This window comes from Chryseobacterium sp. DZ-32 (genome assembly GCF_059587025.1).
Genome location: NZ_JCAIOM010000027.1, coordinates 1 through 20905 on the forward strand (window position 1 = coordinate 1; position 20905 = coordinate 20905).

The following is a 20905-nucleotide window of genomic DNA, read 5'->3' on the forward strand; positions in this document are numbered from 1 at the left end:
TGATGATTTTTTGTTGTGTTGTCATAATACTTAATCTGTTTTAAAGTTATTTAATTTGATTATAACTGTCAGATTAAGTATTGACTAATTCACTTAAAGATTTGTAGTAATTGAACTTTAATTCCTTTTTCTTATGGAAGATGCCAATAATAAAATACGATATTACAAATTTGAATTATTTTTTCTAATTGATGTAAATTAAATCGTCATAAAACCATTTCAAATTAGGAACCACTCTTTAGGAAGCAGGGCATTATAATCCTCACTAAAAACTCCATCTTTTTCTGTCCCTCTCCATTCTTTATATTGAATATGTTTAATATTAGTCCATGTTTCTTTTGGAGCATGTTCTAAAATTATAATTTGGATTTCATTATTAGTTCTATCCATAAATGTAGAACAAACTTCAAAAATTTTTCGAGTATTTTCAATATCTTCTGATTCCTTTATTTCTAATTTCTGATTTGCTTTTCTTTTCTTTTGCAATTTTTCAGTGTAGTCAATATCTGGATAATAAACTTGGCTAGGTTGGTCGAAAACTATAAATGATGGAACATAATTAATTTTTCCTTCTTCTTTGAGTTTATAAAAATATTCATGCAATCCTAACATTGTAGCTAAGTGATAACACATATAATTAGATCCACTTCCTATTTTATTCAAAAAAGTTATAGACTTGTTGAAATCATCTTTTATTTTAATGCCAATATATTTTGTTGGATCTAATAATACATTACAATGTTCTTTGTTTTCGATGGGTAATAAATCAATATAAGTTTTTATTGATTTTGTTACTTTAGAAAGAACAAAATCTTTGTCGAATTTTTTATTTAAATTATTTAAGGTAATTCGTTTTGAATTTAATATTTGTTGTTTAGCTTCTAGTTCTAGGATTAGTTTATTGTCGGGTGAAACTAAACTGTCTAAAAGTAGTTTGATTTTACCAATATATTCATAAATTTTTTGATAAGTAAATTGATTGTCTTTTGTTTCATTAAGTAAAATGTCAATATTTTTATCAAATTCTTTTATTTCTATTTCTTGTTTTTGAATATCTTTTTTTAAATTTTTTTTTTCATTTTCAAATGTTAGATTATGATTATTTTTAATTCCCAATAATTTTTGATTATTTGTATTAACTTCTTTTAATCTTTGTAATTGAATCAATGCCTTATCGGATTTTGAATCACAAAATGGACAAATATCTGTACCATTTCTATTTAAAAACCATTCTATTGGTTTTAATTTATCTTTAATTTCAACATGAACAATATTTAAATAATCATTTTGTGCAGTTTCAAATTTTAGAATTTTATTAAACTCCATTCTTTTTGTTTGGAGTGTTCTATTCAATTCCAATCGTTGTTTTTCAAATTCTTCTAATTTTTCAGAAAATCGAATACTATTTCCTTCAATAAAAAAAGTATTTTTTTTAACATTTTTTAAGATGTTTTGTAATTCTGATTTTATTGCTTCAACATTAGATGATTCCAGATTAATATCACTGTTGGTTAATCCAAGTTTAATTCCCTCACTATAATATTCATATAGATTAGTCTTGTTATATTCATATTTTTCTTTCGCAATTTCTATTTTAGAGTTTAGCTTATAAACTTCACTTTCTAAATCTTTAATTTCATCATCAAGTAAAAGCATTTCATAAGATTTATAACCCAGAGCTAAAGGAAAAAGTATCTTTAATCTGTCTACATACTGAAATTCATCAGTATTATAAAAAATAGTAGTATTGTTAGCAATTATGCTTTGTGATTGAAATTGAAATGCGGTAGTATCTCTAAACCCAACTGTAAATCCACTTTCTTTTTCTTTGTTATCTTTTAATACTTGAATATTTTTAAATTTTGCAAACGCATCAAGAATAGATTTTATACTATCTCTATTCTCTTTATATTCATCTTTATTTCCTAACCATTTATTTGTATTAAGTTCTGGATATTCACCTTTTTTTGAGATGTCTATGAAATACATGTTATTTGAACTTTGTGCAGAATCTTTTGGGCAATCTCTTCCAATAAAATAATCATTCTCATTTATGCTTATTTTCAATGCAAAAACATCTACAAAATTTCTAATATATCCAGTTGGGATACTACAATCACTGCTACCTAAACAATAATCAATAATATCAATTATAGAAGATTTCCCTCTTTTACTTAATCCTGTTATAATATTTATTTTATCACCATCAAAAGAAATAAATTTGGGGTTTAATTTTCTATTTATAGGATAAAGTGCTATATTTTTTATTTTTAAATTCATTTGTAGTATTAAAATCTGATTTTCAAATCAATTTGTAGCCTTTTTTCATCTTTTTTTGCGAATATATTTCCCAATCTTTTAGAATAAGTTTGAATATTTCTTAATGATTCTACTCCAATTTTCATCATATCTAAAATATTTTTTTCATATTCTTTTTCAATCTCTACAGTAAAATTTTTTCTATTTAGTTTAAATATTAATTTACTGAAACCTAAATTTAAACTTTCAAAAGTTTGTCCAGACATCTTTCTTGCTCTCTCTTCAAGTTCTAATGTCAAATTCTTATTTTCAGTTAATGTTGTATATAGTTCATTTTTTATAGATTTCATAGCACTTATATCATAAATGATAGGCAATATATAAAACAGTTGATTTAAAGGAGGATAATTTTCTTTTCCATCTTTATGTTTTGCTACATTATTATAACCAATAATAAAACTATGAATTGCAATTACTCCAATTGCAGGATTTTGCAAAATTTCAAAAAGATTCAGGTTTTTACTCATTTTTTATATTTTTCTTCCCATTTTGGATGCCAACCAATTTTGAGTGTATTAGATAATTTCAGGAAAGTACCATTTTGAATGTATTTAATAGAATCATTAAACTCCCAATTATCGAGAAACTTCAATCTTAGGTCAGAAATTATTTCATCATAGATTTTACATCCGATTTCATTTAATTCATCATCTGTATATTGATTTAAATCTGGTTTAAGAATATGTTTTCTTTTAATTCTTTTCCAAGATTCTTCGCAATTTTCTTCAAATTCTTCATAATCTATTCTGGTTAAAGAACTGCAATCTTTATTAATTATTAATCTTGTAATCTCTATATCACAATAAACAAAATCCAATATTGCATTCTTTATTATTTCTTCTTTTTCAAACCTATCAAAACCATCAATTTGTTTTATGTAAATTTCATCCCTATTGTTAAAATCAATATTATCTGCAAAAATTTCTTTCTTATGGCGAAATAATGAATTAATTATTGTTGGATTTTCTCTAATAAGATCATACTTTAAATCAAAATCTTTTTTGGAAAAAATCGCTTCTTTTTTATTTTTCCAATTATTCTTGCTTATGACTTGTATCCAGCCAAGAAATTCATCATAAATCCTGTCTTTGACACTTGGATCTTTTGTAGAGACAAAAATATTATTAAGAAATTCCTCTTTTACATCCAAATTTTCTTTTATTTCAAAATTGTTAAAAATGACCTCTAACTCTGGTTTATATTTTATTGCAAATTCAATACGGTCAATTGTTGCTTTTATACTAACTCCTCTATTTTGTTCGGCTTTAGTTTTTGCATTGTAGTCAATTTTTTGTTGATTTAGGATTTTAATTATTTTATTAAAAAAGTCATTAAAATTTTTTTCTTTTAAAATAGAATCTTTAGGGATGCTTTTATTAGTAATTGCAATGAATTTATTATCAGGATTAACAATTTTATCAACTAACTTTCTGATCCAAATGTTAAGTGTTTTCCATAAGTCAGTAGATGTATTCCCAAAATTGGTTGTTGATGTTTTTATGCTGTGCTTTGCTTGAATTGTGCAGTTATAAATTCCATTTTTATCTTCTTTTGCTACATCATCAACTTTTTCTAATGAAATAGAATCAGTAATACTTAGTTTAGATAATTCTAATAAAGCAATTTCAAATTGAAAAATAAAACCTGCAGGTGTTCCTTTATTATTATCTTTACTCACGTTCTTTTCTTGTGGTTTTTAGTTTATTCTTTCAAATATATTCAATATTAACTAATTTTCTCAGTTACATTACAAATTATTAAGTTTAGTTACCTAAATGAAATAAGGTGGCATCATATAAAAAAATTGAGAAATACAAGTTATTCATACGTAATATTTTCTTTAAAATTATAATATAAAAAAGTAATACCATTTTTTAGCAACGAGAGATTTTCGTAATCTTCCAATTGAATAACTTGAATTTGATAATATAATGAAAATTCCGACGATTTATTTACTTTAGATTTTGATTATCTAACTTATATCATTGCTCAGTAATAGTGATCTCCCAAAAATATAAAGTGTTAGCACACAATGATTACGGTTTCCCGTAAAAAAAACAAAAAGTAAAATCATCTTAAAATCTGGAGTCAATGTTTCACGGATATATTTAAAGATTTCAAAAAAAAAATTGGAAAATACTCAACGAGTATAGAAATTTAAAATAATACAGGACTAATATTCGATTTCCTAATTGTCAAACTGATTAACTTCTAGTCATGACACATTGTTATTGAAAAACCGGATCCAAAGTAATAAAATAAAACTGTTCATTTATTGAGTAAAGTAGTATTTTACTTTAGGAATTAATCAATAAAACTTTCCATGTGAAGAGCCATTTCAATGTTCTTTTGACAGATAATCTAAGATTACACTATACTGGCCAGTAAGTGGTCAAACAAGCTCGGTGTTTATGGCGATAATCAACTTTCATTAAGTAAGTTTCTGCTTTGTTTTATTATAATTGTAGCTTTGCAGAGTCAAAAATTTTCAAATATTAAGTTCGAGTTTTTGTCCAGTGTGGTCTGCCCCGGGTTGATATTTGTCTCGTGGTATTGAACTATACGTCGTCATAAATATTTTCAGATTCTGGTATAGCCTAAAATGTGGAATGCATTCTGCCCGCCTTAACTATCACACATAATCAATTAACACACTGTATATTAAACAAAAACCTACAACAGATTAGTGATGATATGACTATAGATTAAGACAGAATTACATTAAACCAATTTAGATTTGTTATTATAATAATAGGTCATGAAGAAAACTATTTTGTTAGTTACTTTGATGTTCACAGTCATTATTCTGCACGCTCAAAAACTACACATTGACGGAAAAATATCAGATTCTGAGAAGAAAGCGATAGAAAATGCCACTGTCTATCTTTTGAAAGAAAAAGATTCCACTATCATCAATTATACAGCCACTAATAGAGAAGGTAAATTCTCTCTGAAGATTGATAATGTAAAAGAACCGTCAATCCTTAAAATTGATGCTGATAAATTATTTTCTTATTCGAAAAAATTTGAAAAAATAGATCATTCCTTATCTTTAGGAGATATTCAGCTTGAGAAACAAAGTATTGTTAACAATATCGATGAGATAAAACTCACGGCATCACCGGTAAAAATTAAAAAAGATACCATTGAATTCAGTGCAGCAGCAATCAAAGTACGTCCTGACAGTAAAATAGAGGAACTTCTGAAGCAGATTCCCGGTGTAGAGATCAGCAATGAGGGAAAAATTACGGTCAACGGGAAGGAAGTGGATCAGATCATGATCAACGGGAAGCCTTTCTTTGAGAAAAATGGTAAAATTGCCCTTCAAAACTTACCCGCAGATATCATTAAGAACATTCAGTTTACAACAACTAAAACAAAGGAAGAGGAACTTAGTGGGAAAGCAGCCAAATCTCAGAATACCACCATCAACTTTAATATTGACGAAAAGAAAAATAAAGGTTTACTGACAAGACTTACTGTCGGTTATGGATCGGACAAACGGTATGAAACAAGTGGCCTTGCGAGTTATTTTAAAGGTGATACGAAAGTAAGTATTCTAGCCTCTTCCAATAATATCAATTCACAGGGATTTTCCAGGGATGAGGTTTTTGACAGTATGGGGAACGGCCGGAATGCGTGGATAATGCAGGAAAAATCTCTATCTACAGTAGGAAATATGACGTATTATAATAGCCAAGATGAAATAAAAGGGATCCAACGTTCTACAATCATAGGGTTGAATTATAGTGATAAAATGGGGGGGAATGCTGATCTGGATTCTTTCAGTCTGATGAATTCAGATTCCAATACGGAAACTAGGTCGAAAGTTTCGAGATCTACCCTTTTACCCATGTATACTTTACAGACGAATTCTGAAAGTAACGGAGAGAGTGAATCTAAGCAATACAGTTTTGATACTTCAGCCAAAATCAAACTGGATTCTATGACCAGTATTTATCTTTCTCCGATGTTTACTAAAAACAGCAGTTTTAGCTTTAATAATTCAAGATCTTCCACTTTAAATAACGCCGGTCTTCTGAATGAAAGTAATGTTTACTCAAGTAATGATTCGGAAAGTAATTCATTTGATCCTTACATTTATTTCTCTAGAAAATTCAAGAAAAAAGGGCGCTTGATTTCAGCCAATATAAATAGTATGATCTCTGAATCTAAAAGAGATAACCTAAGCCAATCTCAGAATACCTTCTATCAGCCAAACGGAACAACAGTAGACAACCGGGATCAATTAGCCCAAAATAAAAATCAGAACAGCAATTTTAATTTCAGTGCCGGGTATACAGAGCCTGTTTCCGATTCGTCAAGCGTAAGCTTTGAAGTAAAGTATGAAACCAGGTCTGCCAGAGTTTCGAGGAATGTGAACGATTTTGATAATACCACCGGAGATTATACTAAATTCAACCAGCTTTTATCCAATAATATGAAGCAGAGAATCAATCAGATCTCTCCTGAAATCAACTATCAGATCAACAAAAACAAACTCAACTTCTGGGCTTCGGTGAATCTTAATATTTCGGATATGAAAGTAAACTCCATCTATAACGGGCAGCAATATGACCTGCAGAAAAACTTTATACTGCCTGAATATAATCTAAACCTTTACTATCAGCTGGGTGAAGGAAAAAACTTAAGTATTTATAACTATTCCAATTACACAATTCCTACGGCAGAGCAGCTGACTCCATATAAAGATGAATCCAATCCCTTGATTACTTATAAAGGAAACCCTGATTTGAAAAATACATGGACCAACAATCTTTATCTGTATTTCAACAATTTTAATAAAGTAAAAGATCTGAGTTATTATTTCAGTATTGGCTTTACGTACAGGAATAATGACATCGTCAATTTTTCCACCTATGATAATGCAGGAAAACAAGTGGTCGCTTATAACAACGTAAGCGGAAATAAAAGCATCAATGCCGGCGGAGGTTTCAGTAAAACCCTGAAATGGAAAAACAGCAAACTTACTATCAGCCCTACATTCAAAATGAATTACGCCTACAATAATGGTCTTATTGACGGAAAGGCTTTTACCAGCAACTCTTATAATCTTAATCCGGGTCTTAATCTTATCTATGAGATTAAGGATAAAATGACAATCAAACCTTCTTATAAACTTGGATATAGTTTCTCCAATTATACTAATTACAATGTAACCAGTGTAAATACAGAGAATCAGTCACTAAAACTCGAACTGACCAATTACATACTGAAGGGCAGATTTGTATTTGGAAATGACTTTGAATATAACACCAATTCCAATATTGCTCCAGGCTTTAAAAAAGATTTCTACTTCTGGAATACCAGTCTGGGCTATTCATTCTACAAAAAACAGTTTACGGCAAAAGTGAAGATCTATGACGTATTAAATCAAAATCAAAGCATAAAAAGAACGATCACAGATTCCTATTTCGAAGACCGCGAAGATCTGATTCTGAAAAGATATATCATGTTCTCTATCAGCATGAAACTGAATAAATTTGCAGAAAAAAAAACGAATGATTAAGATTTCATAATCATTATATTCTTTTTAAAAATCTGTAATTCAACAAATTACTCATATTTACATATAGGGACGGCTTTTAAAAAATTATTTCTATATTTATTAGTTAAAGTGTTTTCAGTAATTGCGAAAATGAAAATTTAATTTTTAATCATAAAAGTTTTTATTCATAAATTCATTCGCTCTTCTAATAGATTCTTGTCTTACTCTTTCTTGGTCACTAGCATAATTAAGTTTTACTTCTTTCGGCGTTTTAATAATCCCTAGTGATTTTAGTCTGTATTCAACACTTTGTTTACTCGTTCCAAAATGATTGGATAAATAACTTATATAAGTGTGGAAATCTTTTCTATTTTGTTCTTGGTGATCAACATAGATTGATCCTTGATTCCTGTTTACTCCTATTGTTCTTTGAACTTGTATTAACCTTGCAAGTATTGAGGTATGAGGCATTAAAATTGAAGATGCAAAACAGTTAGCCTGCCATTCAATCCAATTTTTATCATTTTTCAATTCATACTGTTGAGAAAACACATTGTGAACCGAATCTTTAAAATTATTATAAACCAGTTGATTTATCTTCAAATTTCTATGTAAAACGAAATGTGCAATTTCATGTGCCAGAGTGAAAGCGAAACGCTCCGTCCCAATGATTGTATAGTCAATTAAGATTTTATTATTTTGAGAATCAAAATAACCTAGTAGTTTTGTTCCATCATTATTCAACAGATTAACATATTCAATTCTTAGCTGATATTTTCTTTCTAAATAATGGGTAAGCAGTTTTAGATCCAATTTCGTTGCATATGCTAAAATAGAACTATCAAACTCATTTAAAAAGGTATTTGCTAAATTTTGTATTTGTTGAGTTGAAAGCTGCTTAAGGCCTTCTATTTTTTTAGGAAGTATAGCATTTTCAATGGTTTTCTAACTTTCTCATCAAGTTCTATTTCCTTTTCATTCTGCTCTTTAAGTTTTTCTGTTCTATATAAAAGGATGTTGTAGTCATTATCATCTACCTCAATCAACATCATTCCATATGATTTAACTGTTGCCAACGCCCCACTTTGCATCCGGTTATTAGAAATAAACACTCCCTTTGTAGCAAAACCTTCTATTTGGCTGATATATTCAGCAAATGTAGCAACATCCGATACAGGTACTGCGCTTGTGTAGTTTTTACATTCTATTAAATATACTAAAGTGGGATTCTTAGCTTTTGGTGGAGTAACTTCAATGGCCAGGTCAAAAATTATATCTGCTTTTCTTCTAAAAGAGTAGTAGGGCTTTTTCCTGTAAATTTTACAATATTCTGGTATAAGTCCTAACTCATTACTTTTTAATGCCTGTTCAATAATATTGTATGATTTATCTTCAAATTCATTTCCGAGTTTTACAGTATTCATGCAAAATAGTTTCTTACAAATGTAAATACATAAAGTATTACTTCAAAACTGAGTTTCCCACATGTTTTAACTTATTTTAGAACTTTCTAATAATTATACGCTATTCTTTCCTGGCAGGCTACTAATCTGGTAATTGAACACCTCCATTAGCGGTAAGATGCATACGTCCCTTACTAATATCTATAATATTCTCCAGATTTTTCCATCCTCTGGTTCTTACAGCACAAAATATTTTGATTTCTTTATCCGGATAAACTTTATGAAGCTTTAATGCAGATGCCATGGAGGTCCTTCCTAACGTTAGGATATCATCAACTATAATAATCTTCGGCTCAGCAATAAGCAGTGGATTTACATTTAAACTATCTTGATGAGTTTGTACTGTATTTCTGGTATCTGCGTTAAATTGACCGCTTGATTTAGGTATTGCGTGTACACGGTTTAGACAATTTGCAACAATCTCCCCTAATCCGTTATTAACAAGAGTCTCACATATAATTTGTGCTGGAAAAACGGCACCATCAATCAGAGGTGTACTTCTGGGAACAGGTACTAAAGCTGAGCTTTCAAAATAATCGGATAAATCAGCCTCTTTTAATCTTTGGCTTAATCGTGTACTGAAATATACATCACCATTTTTACAGGAACCGGCAACAGTGCGTGAATTAATCTCAATCTCAGATTTACCTCTTGGGGAATATGCCAAAAAGGTAAGAAACTCAAAAGACATACTCTCTTTTTGTTGTTAAAAAAGGAATGCTTTCAATCAGAAATTCAAAGTTATCTTGGGTCAGAACTTGTGCACCATAGCTAAGCATTTCTTCTGCCCAGGAAATGTTATCATTAAGGACATTTTCCATGATTAAAAGCTGCCTTCCTAACCTAAGTGCTTCCCATCCCTGATGTTTTGTTCCGCTCTTCTCACTGGCTTCAACAATAATTGTAGCATCACTAATCAATGCCATGGTTCTGTTTCTTATAGGAAAACTTTTAGGTGTTACGGGATAGTTTTCCGGAAACTGAGAAATCAGTAAATGTTTTTCAGCAATAAAATCCTGCAAATCCTTATTTTCAATGGGAAAATATTTATTAAGCGGTGTTCCGATTACCCCAATGGTATTACCTTGAAAATCGATGGCGGTTCTGTGTGCAATAGAATCAACACCTTCTGCTAAGCCACTCACAACAGTGATATCGTTTTTTACCAAGAATCTAGCAATCTTATGTGTTCTTTTCAGGCCAAGTTCAGAAACCTTACGTGAGCCTACGACTGCTACTCTTCTTCCATTTTCCAATAAAGAAAAATCCCCTTTGTAGAATAATTCTTTGGGGCTGTTTTTTTTCTCAACGGTTGTCAGTTTACTGTAGTAATCATTAAAAGTACTAATCTGCATAGATATTCAAGATTTAAATGAACATTGTAAATATAATATATTTACAATGTAAATACAAATTGAAAACATAAAAGGGTCACTGAGTCAATGGCAGAAAAATAGAACTATACTCTTATTATTCCTAATCATCCAATATAAAGCCGCTGGTATATTGTGAATAGCAAATTCCAGATTTTATTTGTTAAAAATCTAGTTTTAATTAACTTTAAGCACAGTTTAGTCCCTTACTATTCTTTGACACCCTACTTATTAAAAATTTCAGTTCTTGATATAAAATTCATGATGAGAAAATACCATTACCGGCAAAACGAAAGACTTTGTCACAATGTCAATAAGAAGCTTATTCATAGGAACAACATTATCATTTTTTGCAATAAAACTCAAAGAGATAGTACACAGCAGCAGGGTGGAAAAAAGATTTTTTATAAAAAATCCAGAGAATATAAAAATTTCTTACCATGTTTACTCCCATAAAATTTATGTTTATATATCAAATTGTACGCTATCCTAAATTCTTAGAGACTAGTAAGCGGTCATTTTAAGTTAAGCACATTCAGTCATATTATCACTCATGAACATAGTTCTTTCACTAAAATATTATAGAAACAGGAAAATAGTTTCCAAATACTTTTTATCATTCTGTGATCTCTTTAAATCAATAAATGTCCGATAATCATCAGTAACATCATTAAAAAAATCAATTTTGTTTTTGCTTTTTCAGCCAGTTATTGATTTGTATTCGGAGCAAACTGTCCTTTTTGTTAAATAGTATAGCTTTTACAAAAGAAGGACTGATTTTTTTATCAAGTGACATCCATGAAAGTGCGGGTTCCAGTTCTTTACGATATTGAGCTTCTGATTCATCAGTAAACATAATATCCGCCTTATCAGAAAGCAAAAGATGGAAAGTTTCAGAATTATTGGCAACCCATACCAGAGTTGCATGCTTAATATTCTTTTTAGCAAAACTTTCATTGGTTCCTCCAATATTCTCAACGACTCTTACTCCGATCTCGTCTATACTTCTAAAGTCAGTAAACCGTGCATAATCTGCTTTTCTGAAAAGTGCCACTTTGCGGTCTACATGTAAAGGAATAGAAAAACTGAATAACTGAGCTCTCTCCTTATTTACAGAAATCCCCCCGACCGCTATTCTGAATCTCCCGTTCTGCATATCTTTCGACAGCTGTTTCCAGCTTGTTTTCAAAAAAATAATATCCTGACCTGTGTCTTTTCCAAATCGTCTCATCAGATCAATATCCTTTCCGCTAAACTGATGCGTAATGCTATCATATAGCGTAAATGGAGGATAATCTCCTGTAGTACCTACATATAACATATCAGAATTACTCTTCTCAACAGTATTAAGCTGATGGCAAGAACTTATAAAACCCATACTTAATGCATACACCAGATATGGAATTCTATTACTACCAGCAACCCAACAATTAAAAATGGGAATACCAATTTTTTTCATATTTGTAAATAATATTAATACAACCTGTACTGCTACAATAGTTGGTAGTCGATTCATATAAAAAACAGCTACAAATAGTAGCTACTGATGTAAAATCAATAGTGAGAGAACACCGCTATCAAAAAACGCACAAAAATATTAATCAATTTTAATGTTGCTAATTCTGGTTCAGCATTTTTATGATCATATCAACATTCCTTGCAAAACAATCGGTTAATTTTATTTTGACAGCATTACTCTGGTTTAGCTTTTTGTTTTCTATATCAATTTCCTTCCTTATATCAGATCTTCTCTTTTCATCTCTCTCCGTGGTAAGCTGATCTTTTAATTCATTGATATGCAATGTTAAATTCGTAATTCTGTCCAAAAGGCTTTTATAATCATTTTTGATGTTGGTCATCCCCCCGTAATTGTCCTGTAAAACAATATGGCCAGCCTTATAGATTACCTTTCTGTTTTGGATTTCAAAGGTACTGTTAAACGAAGGAAAGGTAGATTGGGTGTCATTATAATGCATCAGGGATAATCGCTCATCAAAAGACAATATACCCAGATCCCGATCATCTGTTCTGATGAAGTACTGCAGAGAATTGTCTGTAAGCCACTTTTTTAACATCGGATAGATATCTTTTTTCTTTTTTGACGTATTGATTATTTTTGTATACATATAATCACCATTTACCAGCTCTACACTCTGAGCATTCATAAATACAACGATCAGAAGACATAATAAAGACAGTTTTTTCATGGTACATGTTTTTTATTGTTTTTTACTGCTCTTGTTTTTAACCGTTGAAGACAGGAAAGCAGTGGCTTTTTCCAATGCCATTTTTCCGGCTGCGTTATTAAAATCAAACTGATATTCATGAGGAAGTAGCGGTTTATAGTTATTGGGAAAAAATAAGGTATCAACCTTAACATTCAGTCGTGCAAGTTTTCTTGCAAACATATAAGACTGGCTAGCCAGAGGATCCGCATTTCCCACACTGATAAATGCAGGAGGAAATGCAGGAGTAACATAATCAGCAACAGAAGCAGTTGCTACTTCAGGATCATGGATAAAGTTCCTGGTTCCGGTATATGCCCAGAATACTGTTCTCAGAAAATCCTTACCAGGACCACGCGAATCAGCTTGCTTGATATCATTGAGATCATAGGCACCACAAAATAACAATACAGCACGCAGCTGTTCTCTTTTCAGCGCAGATTTAATGTTAAACTTCGCAGCATAAGCAGGTTCAGAGATGATGTTGGCCAGCTGTGCGGCAATTTGTGCACCACCGGAATCACCTGCGATGATCATAGAGCCTGAATCAATATGAAGGGTAGCAAAGTTTTTATTGAGATAATCCAATGCGGCGTTAGCCTGAATTACAGGAGTAGGGTAAGTATACTCAGGAGCAACCGAATAATCTATCGCTGCAACAGTATATCCTTTACCAGCCAACATTCTGCAGTAGTTACCCACAATCTCTTTGCTCCCGGAAACCCATCCCCCTCCATGAATCCACACAATGGTAGGAAGCTTTTCAACGGTGGTTGAAATAGAATCAGGGAAATGAACATCCAGTAAAGCCTCTTTATCGTTCTCCCTATAATTAAGATCATACACAGTACTGATTTCAGAATGTAGAAATGGTTCAAGTTCTTCCGATTGCCGTCTGCCATTCTCGTTAAGCTCGTGACGGATCAACAGAGAACGAGGCCACGGACTTATCTGGCTAAAAATAAAAATACCTGCAGCTATCATGATAATAGTCGTAAGGGTCCAGACAAGAACTCTCCTGATTTTATGTTCATTTGTTTTCATATTTGTTAATAGTAATTTCAAACTGTCAGTACGAAACTATTCTCACTTTTTATTTTGACTTCCCTTGGATGGAGAAGGAGTACCTCTATTACTATCAAACAACAAAGTGCGCCGTGAAAAATATAGTTTCTCTACTTATTACTGTAAATGTAAAGCTTCTGCCTTATAAGTATTTCACAATACTCATAGTTTTATATGGAAATGAACATAGTATAATTACTACTGTAATATAATGGAACTTTTCATATTCAACCGGTAAAAAGGCAGCTAAGGTATGGAGGGCATCCCTGGCCTGGCCTGTCAAAAGACTACCGCATAACGGACTACTTCCCCAAGGGGGCCCTTCCATTATTCAGTTTCCTTTTGCCTTCTCTTTTGACCTCCTTTCCTGGCTGCTTTCTTTTTTCCGGTTTTTCTTTTGAAAAATAAAAAGAATGAGCAGAATTGTGGGAGAAGAAATTGAAAAAATGTTTAATTAAAGTACGGGAAATGCAAGTCTCTGCCGTATTCAGAGCACCAACGATGAAATTTAACATAGTAAACGAAGTTAAACTGACCTATACAAGGAAAGGGAATAGTGAAAAAACAGTACTGAGCTCCAGAGATGCCAGCGATATTTTTCGGGAACATTTTGATATTGATCAGATCGATTACAGGGAATCATTTTACGCCCTATATATGAATCAGGCCAATAAGGTCTTAGGAATACAAAAAATATCAGAATCCGGAATTACCTCTTCTCTGGTTGATATCAGAATTATTATGCAGGGTGCATTGCTATGCAATGCAGTGTCGCTTATCATAGCCCATAATCACCCTTCGGGTAACCTGAAACCTTCCCATGAAGATATCAACATCACCCTGAAAATAAAAGAAGCAGGTCAATTATTGAATATTAATCTGCTGGATCATTGTATAATGACCTCAGCGGACTCATTCTCTTTCTCAGATGAAGGATTATTATAAATGATCTTAATCTGCTGAAAAATAAGAATCCAGAGCCAACTAATGACCTGGATTCTTGTGGCGTCGCGAAAAGATGATTAGCCTTCGAAGGCTGGTCACCTTTTCGCAAACATTAAAAACAATACTTCTCCCTTTATTAATAATCCTGATAAAAGATTACAGCCGGCCGGGATACGCATTAATTAAATATTCATTAACTCAATGGCATGGCTTTCTCCGTTTGCTTTTTTGCTGTTAAACTGAAATTCAATTTTCTTCTCATTTCCGAAAGTGTCGGAAATCCACACCGTAAATGACTGTGAAACGTCCGAAGTTGATGTGTAATACAGTCTGAATTCTCTCTCAAAAAGCCTATAAGAATCATTGGGAAAATACGGTTGAGTATTGTAGTACTGCAATTTTCCTGTTCCCTCAAACTGAAAATATCGGAGATGATATTGAGTATCTTCAAAGTTACCTTCAGGATGAATTTTAATACGAATTTCAACATATTCATCTTTGGCAATATTCTTAGGAACAGGCATAACTGAAATCTCAAAAGGGAAATTCTGCCGGATTTCAAGATCATTCTGTGCACATGAGGAAAGGCCGAGTTCACTTACCAGTAAAACAAGCAGTATAAATAAAGTAGAAAGACTAGATCTTGTTATTTTTATTATAGTATTCATATGATTGTTGTTTTTTATAAATTAAATCTTATACCTATTCCCAAAGATGGGTTTAGTAGTTTTCCAGATGTGTTCCAGAGCAGTTTCGTTCTTCCGGAAACAATCAGTACCCAGCGATCTGACAGGTAGGTTTCAAGGCTTAATCCACCGCCAGCACCATAAATAAAAGAAGATTCACTAATCAATTGAGCACCGTCATATAATGCCGTATTCCCACTGTTATTTTTTTCATATCCGCCTATGCCATATAATGCAGCGTTAATCACAAAATTTCTGCTTCTATCGGATATCAGATTGAAACTATATCCACCCAGTCCCATGTAAGTTTCTACAGAAATAACCGTATCCTTGTAATCAATTATCCTCCTAACGTATTCAAATGAGTAGGTACTGTAATCCCCCTTCCCAGAATGAATAACCATTCCTACCCCTACATAATAATTTTTGATTATTTCCTGCTGCAGTAATCCGGTATTAAATTCTACTCCTATTTGGTTGGGAAACATACGCTGAGCTGTCAGGCTGTTGCTGAAAATAAGCAACAGGTATATAATAGTTATTATCTTTTTCATCTTACTTCATTTGTATGGGTAAATCTTTTAAAACTCTGGCTTGAATAAGATCATCATTTTCTATCTGCAGTTTCTGATGACGATTTCCACTCTTTTCGAACATCTCGATTCTCAATACCTTCCCATCCAGCAGACTCACCTGATCCAGCAGAAAAATCATCCTGTTTTCAGATTGATGAGAAACATAGTCAATCTGCGGATATGCACGAATCGGTTTAAGCAACTTATCCTGTACAATAGTCCTCTTCAGGCTTCTCTTATCAGCTATTTTAAATTGAATAAAATCAATTTCGTAATCCATTGGACTACTGTTTTTAATATCAATAACAAAGTATATTTTTCCTTCATCAACGTATAGGGATCTCAGCGAAAACTGAATTCCATAACTTTTCGTACTGATATGTTTAAAGATCCTTTTAGGATACTGGTACAGGTTTTCAAGAAACCTTTGTACAACCGTTCCTGATCCCAAATCTTCAAAGAAAACCTCTGTGAAATTTTCCTTTTCTTGCATTCGCTGCAAGTTCAGAAAATCATAGCTCAACGTATTAGGATGCGAATTGTAGACAACCTCAAAACTGTAAAATTTTCCGTCTTCAGTAATTACCGAGAAATTAGTCTCCTCCTCAAAATCACGTACTGACGATTTAAGCCTTAGAACATTCCCAACATCTTCAGCCTTACCAGCAATAAGAAGATCACTCCCCAAGTCAACATAACGAATTAATGAAGGAAATAGGAGATGGGTAGTTTTCTGGTAGGTAACTTCAATTCGGTATGACTGTACTTTAGCCTCATCCGGTAAACTATCTATTATTGTAGAATCCTGAGCACATATTTTACTTATGAGCAATACAAAAATGAAGATGAAAGTTTGATTACGTATTTTTGAATTCATAATGTAGTGGTTTTGTGATTAATTATTTTTTGAAACAAGAAATACCTGATGCCCAGCCTTTGCTAGGACTTTAGACTGTCTCACTCTCTTTTGAAAATACCCTGATAATCCTTGAACGACTCCCCTGCTCAAATCAGCACTAATCTGCTGTCCGGCTGACTGTGTCATCATAATATTGGTTCCTGAGCTTTGACTCATATGGGCAACAATATCATTAACCGCATTTTGTTCCGGTGAATAAGGAATGTAAACTCCAGGCTGACCATCATTATCATGAATATTAATCTCAACCGGATAAATATTTTCCTTGTATTCTATGGACGATATTTTAAGCTGTAGTCTTCCACCCTGAAATTTTCCAGAAGCAGTAAGCAGTGTTCTGGCCGGTATTTCTGTTTGCCCAATAATCATAGCTTCTGAAAGTCTGATTAATATTGTACTTTCATTGGTCAAGACTTTTGTTTCATGAATAATGCCTTTGATCGCATTTTTGGAATGGAACTGCCTGTCTGAATCATTTTGAATACCTTCAAACCTATTATGATAAAGTCCCGCCACAAAAGAACTGTCAGAGAGTGTCCTGTATAATGATGAAACAATATTTCGTCTGACAGGTTTTGCAGATGTTATAAAAATCTGCTTCTCTTCAGGTTTTTTATCTTCCTGAACTTTTCCTGTATGCTCTTCCGATTTAGAAGATGCAGGGAGATACTTCGCAGCCATTTGATAGGATTTTTCCATCAATGCGAGCTGATCATTGATTCCGAATGCTGTAGATGGCTGATTATTTTGTAAAGCTTCATTTTTTAATCTTGAGATTTCTTTCTTAAGATGATTGACCTGCTGATCATCCTTTTGATAGAAAGAATGTAAGGTACTCTGGACATCCCTATAACTATTAAGAGCATTCCGATCAGAATAGGAATGTCCACCTGTATTATCTGATACTCTGGCTGGCTTCCCATTAGAATGTACGTTAATCTGATCAGTCCAATAATCAGAAAGCGTTGCCATCGCATTCTTTTTTTCCTCACTTTTCTTTTCTAAAAGCTCCTGCTCATAAGCTTTCTGCTTATCAGACTGAAGCTGATCTCCTTTTGCCTGCGGGACACCTGTGTTAAAGCCAGAATCTTCAATAATTTCACTTTCTTTGGGTCTAAAAATCAGATAGAAACAGCAAGCACATACCATGGTCATTAAAAAATAAATGACAGGCTTTTTAGCTCTCTCCCATTTTAATTTTTTAACGCTGTTTGATTCATTTTCTGTCTCAGGTGACCCACCTTCCGTTATTTTAATTTTATTTGAATCTCTCATTATAGTTCTTTTTTTTAATCTGGCTAACAGAATCTTTATTTTCGCTGATTTTCTTCAAAGCAGCATGACCTGAAATCGCACTAACATGACCGATAAACATTGTATTGGTCTTATTTCCTGTCGATGCGCATATACTGACAATCATCAGAATTGTAAGAACAGTGTACCCTACGAGAAAAAATTTGGTAAGTATTCTCTGCCGTTTCACGGGCAAAAATTTCCATTTTCTGTCTACCCATAAGGCATAACATTGTATTGTGTGGATTATTGTTTTCATTATTTTGTTTTTTAACGTTCCACAGTTTCTACATCTTTGTTATCAACAACAGTAAATTTTTCTATGATAAATCCCTGAGGATTACTGTCGGAACGGACAGAATTAACAAGAGAACACTCGGTAAATAGACTTCTGGTTGTAAGATTACTTGATCTTATAATAAACTGTTTTGCAAATGTTTTTACTTGATAAGGGTAATGATTAAAGTCGGCAATGACACTGTCAATCTCAATCCGCTGCTGTATATTACCGGAAATCATTCTGTTGTAATATCCCTTCTCAGAAAGATCCTTATAATAGTTATATGCAGACTGGTCGGCGAGATTAAATGCTCTTTTGACATTACTCTCAATAGCATTCTTATCCGGCGCTATAGTAAAGAAAAGTTCGTGAAAACGCCTTATATGTTCTCTGGCTTCTACAGGCCGGTTGATTGACATATCCTGGGATAATGCGAGCATCAAAGACTTGCCGTTATCAAGTACATAAATTTTCTCACGCTGTTTTTCAGCGAACTGGTAGGATTTAAACACCACTACACCCATTACACCAAAACATAAAACAGCAAAAATAAAAGAGAACAAACGGATCTGTTTGAAACTGCTTTCAATATTTCTTAAAGTTTTAAATTCCATAGGGTACTATTTTTATTTTAATAATCTGCCTGAAATATTACCGGTAGCAGAACCTGCTGCCGCTCCTGCAATATTGCTTGATTTTGTGGCAGTCTGGTTGACATTGCGCATAAAGTTTCCTCCACCTCCCGCCTGGATCACCCATCCGGTGACAGTTGGAACGGTAAAGTAGCCTATAATACCGATCACCATATAAATGATGTACACTGTATTAGAAGTATCAGGGATAAAGTCAGGATCCGCAAGCATTTCTATGTCTCTTTCTATCATGAGCGACTGAATCTTGGCAAGAATAGAACTGAATATATCTGCAACAGGCAGCCATAAATACACGCTGATGTAGCGGGTGAGCCACTGCGTTAATGTTGTCTGAAATCCATCCCAAACCGATATTGCAAATGCAATAGGTCCTAATATGGAAAGTACTATCAGAAAAAAAGTTCGTATGGTATCAATAGCCAAAGCAGCTGCCTGGAAGAGAATTTCCAGAAATTCACGGAAACCGTCTCTTATGCTTTTTTTAATCTCAAACATTTCTCTTTCAATATACATACCCGACATTGTAACCAGATCAGAAGGTGACCAGCCCAATTCTTCAAGTTTTTTATCAAACTCTTCATTGGAAATCAGATAAGCCATTTCAGGGTTTCTTAGCATAGCTACCCTCTCTAAAAGGTCTTTTTGCTGCTGCAGCCCATTGAGATCCAACACTTGATTTTCAAGCATCGAATGGCTTCCTTGAACGATTGGGCTGAGAACACCATTAATACCGCCTAAGACCAAAGTGCTGAAAAACATAATACAGAGCCCAATAGCAAAAGGCCTGAGCATTGGAAACAGATCTATAGGTTCAGCACGGCTCAGCGACTGCCATGCCTTGATGGCAACATAAAATAACGCTCCCAATCCTGCAACTCCTTTGGCAACAGCAGCCATGTCTGCACACAGCGGCATCATTTCCTCGTATACTGATTTTAAAACTTCATGTAAATTAATAGGCTCCATCTTACCAGTATTTTTGGTTAGAAGTTCCATAGAGATTGAGCACCCTCTGCGTATTATTCTGCTTTTTTGCTCTGAGATAGCTTACCGAAATATTTTTATTGGTATAGTAGCGTACCAGATTATGATACTCTTTCACTTCTTTGTATACTCTGTCAATAATATCCATTCTTTCTTTATCATTTAAAGAAAGACCATTAGACGTAATTATTTGTTTTAATTCTTTTAAAAGCTCAGTACTCTCGGTAAGCAGAGCTGAATAGCCGTTGGCAATAGCTGTTAGTTCCTGGGCATTGAAATTCGGATCATTAAGCATTTTTCCGAAGTTATTGACGTACATTTCTGAAACATCACCCACAAGCAAAACTGTCTGCTGCACCTTTCTTGCGTCTTTCACCAGATTGTTGATGGCTTTCAGCTGGTCATAATATTCTTTTCCCTGTTCATAAACTTTCTTGACTTCATTAAAGTTTTTAACCACGTTGGAAACTGTTGAAGAAGTTTGCACAATTTCATTAGCGGAATTAAGAATACCCGATGCCAGGTTAGCAGGATCTGTAACTACAAATTGTGCTTTCGCAAATGATGTAAAGGATATAGCAACTGCTATAACCGTAGTAATAATTAGATTTTTCAT

Annotated in this window: 20 protein-coding genes; 2 read left to right on the top strand and 18 right to left on the bottom strand. The window is 32.8% G+C overall.

Going from position 1 to position 20905, the window contains the following annotated elements; all coding sequences use genetic code 11:
- Window positions 1–219: 219 nt before the first annotated feature.
- Genes AC59HC_RS21505 through AC59HC_RS21515 form a run of 3 tightly spaced genes read right to left on the bottom strand, consistent with a single transcriptional unit; the run spans window position 220 to window position 3997 of the window.
- Window positions 220–2280: a DUF3732 domain-containing protein gene (locus AC59HC_RS21505; protein WP_496559326.1), complete on the bottom strand. Its 2061-nt coding sequence runs from the start codon at window positions 2278–2280 to the stop codon at window positions 220–222.
- 8 nt (window positions 2281–2288) lie between these two features.
- Window positions 2289–2786 (bottom strand): three component ABC system middle component, encoded by a 498-nt coding sequence (locus AC59HC_RS21510; RefSeq protein ID WP_142718395.1) that lies wholly within the window; start codon window positions 2784–2786, stop codon window positions 2289–2291.
- A complete protein-coding gene (locus AC59HC_RS21515; protein WP_142718396.1) occupies window positions 2783–3997 on the bottom strand; it encodes an ABC-three component system protein in 1215 nt (404 codons plus the stop codon). Before AC59HC_RS21515 ends, AC59HC_RS21510 begins: the two co-directional genes overlap by 4 nt.
- A 1080-nt stretch (window positions 3998–5077) precedes the next feature.
- On the opposite strand from AC59HC_RS21515, the gene AC59HC_RS21520 reads away from it, so the two are divergent.
- Complete coding sequence (locus tag AC59HC_RS21520) at window positions 5078–7849, top strand: outer membrane beta-barrel protein (protein WP_496559327.1); 2772 nt, start codon at window positions 5078–5080, stop codon at window positions 7847–7849.
- A 144-nt stretch (window positions 7850–7993) separates the two neighbouring features.
- Here AC59HC_RS21520 and AC59HC_RS21525 read toward each other — a convergent pair whose 3' ends face one another.
- The 7 genes from AC59HC_RS21525 to AC59HC_RS21555 form a co-directional block, all read right to left on the bottom strand.
- A complete protein-coding gene (locus AC59HC_RS21525; protein WP_167498865.1) occupies window positions 7994–8641 on the bottom strand; it encodes an ImmA/IrrE family metallo-endopeptidase in 648 nt (215 codons plus the stop codon).
- Window positions 8642–8736: 95 nt separating this feature from the next.
- Window positions 8737–9252 carry a restriction endonuclease gene (locus AC59HC_RS21530; protein ID WP_142718399.1) on the bottom strand — a complete coding sequence of 172 codons (516 nt, stop codon included), beginning with the start codon at window positions 9250–9252 and terminating at the stop codon, window positions 8737–8739.
- A gap of 121 nt (window positions 9253–9373) precedes the next feature.
- Complete coding sequence (locus AC59HC_RS21535) at window positions 9374–9982, bottom strand: hypothetical protein (RefSeq protein WP_142718400.1); 609 nt, start codon at window positions 9980–9982, stop codon at window positions 9374–9376.
- On the bottom strand, window positions 9972–10646 hold the full coding sequence (locus AC59HC_RS21540; protein ID WP_142718401.1) for a DNA-processing protein DprA: 675 nt from the start codon (window positions 10644–10646) through the stop codon (window positions 9972–9974). Before AC59HC_RS21540 ends, AC59HC_RS21535 begins: the two co-directional genes overlap by 11 nt.
- A 697-nt stretch (window positions 10647–11343) precedes the next feature.
- Window positions 11344–12123, bottom strand: coding sequence for a transporter substrate-binding domain-containing protein (locus AC59HC_RS21545; protein WP_167498866.1), 780 nt, complete (start codon window positions 12121–12123; stop codon window positions 11344–11346).
- Window positions 12124–12280: 157 nt separating this feature from the next.
- A complete protein-coding gene (locus tag AC59HC_RS21550) occupies window positions 12281–12871 on the bottom strand; it encodes a hypothetical protein (RefSeq protein WP_142718403.1) in 591 nt (196 codons plus the stop codon).
- 12 nt (window positions 12872–12883) lie between these two features.
- Window positions 12884–13933 (bottom strand): alpha/beta hydrolase, encoded by a 1050-nt coding sequence (locus AC59HC_RS21555; protein WP_142718404.1) that lies wholly within the window; start codon window positions 13931–13933, stop codon window positions 12884–12886.
- A 522-nt stretch (window positions 13934–14455) separates the two neighbouring features.
- Here AC59HC_RS21555 and AC59HC_RS21560 point away from each other — a divergent pair.
- Window positions 14456–14899, top strand: a complete 444-nt coding sequence (locus AC59HC_RS21560) for a JAB domain-containing protein (RefSeq protein ID WP_142718405.1) — start codon at window positions 14456–14458, stop codon at window positions 14897–14899.
- Between the two features lie 182 nt (window positions 14900–15081).
- Here the strand turns inward: AC59HC_RS21560 and AC59HC_RS21565 are convergent, their stop codons facing one another.
- Genes AC59HC_RS21565 through AC59HC_RS21600 form a run of 8 tightly spaced genes read right to left on the bottom strand, consistent with a single transcriptional unit; the run spans window position 15082 to window position 20905 of the window.
- Complete coding sequence (locus tag AC59HC_RS21565) at window positions 15082–15567, bottom strand: DUF3872 domain-containing protein (protein ID WP_496559328.1); 486 nt, start codon at window positions 15565–15567, stop codon at window positions 15082–15084.
- Between the two features lie 14 nt (window positions 15568–15581).
- Entirely contained in the window at window positions 15582–16139 is a 558-nt protein-coding gene (locus AC59HC_RS21570; RefSeq protein WP_496559329.1) for a conjugal transfer protein TraO, read from the bottom strand.
- A 1-nt stretch (window position 16140) separates the two neighbouring features.
- A complete protein-coding gene (gene traN / locus AC59HC_RS21575) occupies window positions 16141–17037 on the bottom strand; it encodes a conjugative transposon protein TraN (protein ID WP_496559330.1) in 897 nt (298 codons plus the stop codon).
- Between the two features lie 18 nt (window positions 17038–17055).
- Complete coding sequence (gene traM / locus AC59HC_RS21580; protein WP_496559331.1) at window positions 17056–18354, bottom strand: conjugative transposon protein TraM; 1299 nt, start codon at window positions 18352–18354, stop codon at window positions 17056–17058.
- Entirely contained in the window at window positions 18338–18631 is a 294-nt protein-coding gene (locus AC59HC_RS21585) for a hypothetical protein (protein ID WP_496559332.1), read from the bottom strand. Before AC59HC_RS21585 ends, traM begins: the two co-directional genes overlap by 17 nt.
- An 11-nt stretch (window positions 18632–18642) precedes the next feature.
- A complete protein-coding gene (gene traK / locus AC59HC_RS21590) occupies window positions 18643–19266 on the bottom strand; it encodes a conjugative transposon protein TraK (protein ID WP_142718411.1) in 624 nt (207 codons plus the stop codon).
- Between the two features lie 12 nt (window positions 19267–19278).
- Complete coding sequence (gene traJ, locus AC59HC_RS21595) at window positions 19279–20271, bottom strand: conjugative transposon protein TraJ (RefSeq protein ID WP_142718412.1); 993 nt, start codon at window positions 20269–20271, stop codon at window positions 19279–19281.
- A gap of 1 nt (window position 20272) precedes the next feature.
- Window positions 20273–20905 carry a DUF4141 domain-containing protein gene (locus tag AC59HC_RS21600; RefSeq protein WP_142718413.1) on the bottom strand — a complete coding sequence of 211 codons (633 nt, stop codon included), beginning with the start codon at window positions 20903–20905 and terminating at the stop codon, window positions 20273–20275.

Coding starts and splice junctions, on each gene's coding strand:
- AC59HC_RS21505 (WP_496559326.1), bottom strand. CDS start 2,280: ATGAATTTAAAAATAAAAAATATAGCACTTTATCCTATAAATAGAAAA.
- AC59HC_RS21510 (WP_142718395.1), bottom strand. CDS start 2,786: ATGAGTAAAAACCTGAATCTTTTTGAAATTTTGCAAAATCCTGCAATT.
- AC59HC_RS21520 (WP_496559327.1), top strand. CDS start 5,078: ATGAAGAAAACTATTTTGTTAGTTACTTTGATGTTCACAGTCATTATT.
- AC59HC_RS21530 (WP_142718399.1), bottom strand. CDS start 9,252: ATGAATACTGTAAAACTCGGAAATGAATTTGAAGATAAATCATACAAT.
- AC59HC_RS21535 (WP_142718400.1), bottom strand. CDS start 9,982: ATGTCTTTTGAGTTTCTTACCTTTTTGGCATATTCCCCAAGAGGTAAA.
- AC59HC_RS21540 (WP_142718401.1), bottom strand. CDS start 10,646: ATGCAGATTAGTACTTTTAATGATTACTACAGTAAACTGACAACCGTT.
- AC59HC_RS21545 (WP_167498866.1), bottom strand. CDS start 12,123: ATGAAAAAAATTGGTATTCCCATTTTTAATTGTTGGGTTGCTGGTAGT.
- AC59HC_RS21550 (WP_142718403.1), bottom strand. CDS start 12,871: ATGAAAAAACTGTCTTTATTATGTCTTCTGATCGTTGTATTTATGAAT.
- AC59HC_RS21555 (WP_142718404.1), bottom strand. CDS start 13,933: ATGAAAACAAATGAACATAAAATCAGGAGAGTTCTTGTCTGGACCCTT.
- AC59HC_RS21560 (WP_142718405.1), top strand. CDS start 14,456: ATGAAATTTAACATAGTAAACGAAGTTAAACTGACCTATACAAGGAAA.
- AC59HC_RS21565 (WP_496559328.1), bottom strand. CDS start 15,567: ATGAATACTATAATAAAAATAACAAGATCTAGTCTTTCTACTTTATTT.
- AC59HC_RS21570 (WP_496559329.1), bottom strand. CDS start 16,139: ATGAAAAAGATAATAACTATTATATACCTGTTGCTTATTTTCAGCAAC.
- traN (WP_496559330.1), bottom strand. CDS start 17,037: ATGAATTCAAAAATACGTAATCAAACTTTCATCTTCATTTTTGTATTG.
- traM (WP_496559331.1), bottom strand. CDS start 18,354: ATGAGAGATTCAAATAAAATTAAAATAACGGAAGGTGGGTCACCTGAG.
- AC59HC_RS21585 (WP_496559332.1), bottom strand. CDS start 18,631: ATGAAAACAATAATCCACACAATACAATGTTATGCCTTATGGGTAGAC.
- traK (WP_142718411.1), bottom strand. CDS start 19,266: ATGGAATTTAAAACTTTAAGAAATATTGAAAGCAGTTTCAAACAGATC.
- traJ (WP_142718412.1), bottom strand. CDS start 20,271: ATGGAGCCTATTAATTTACATGAAGTTTTAAAATCAGTATACGAGGAA.
- AC59HC_RS21600 (WP_142718413.1), bottom strand. CDS start 20,905: ATGAAAAATCTAATTATTACTACGGTTATAGCAGTTGCTATATCCTTT.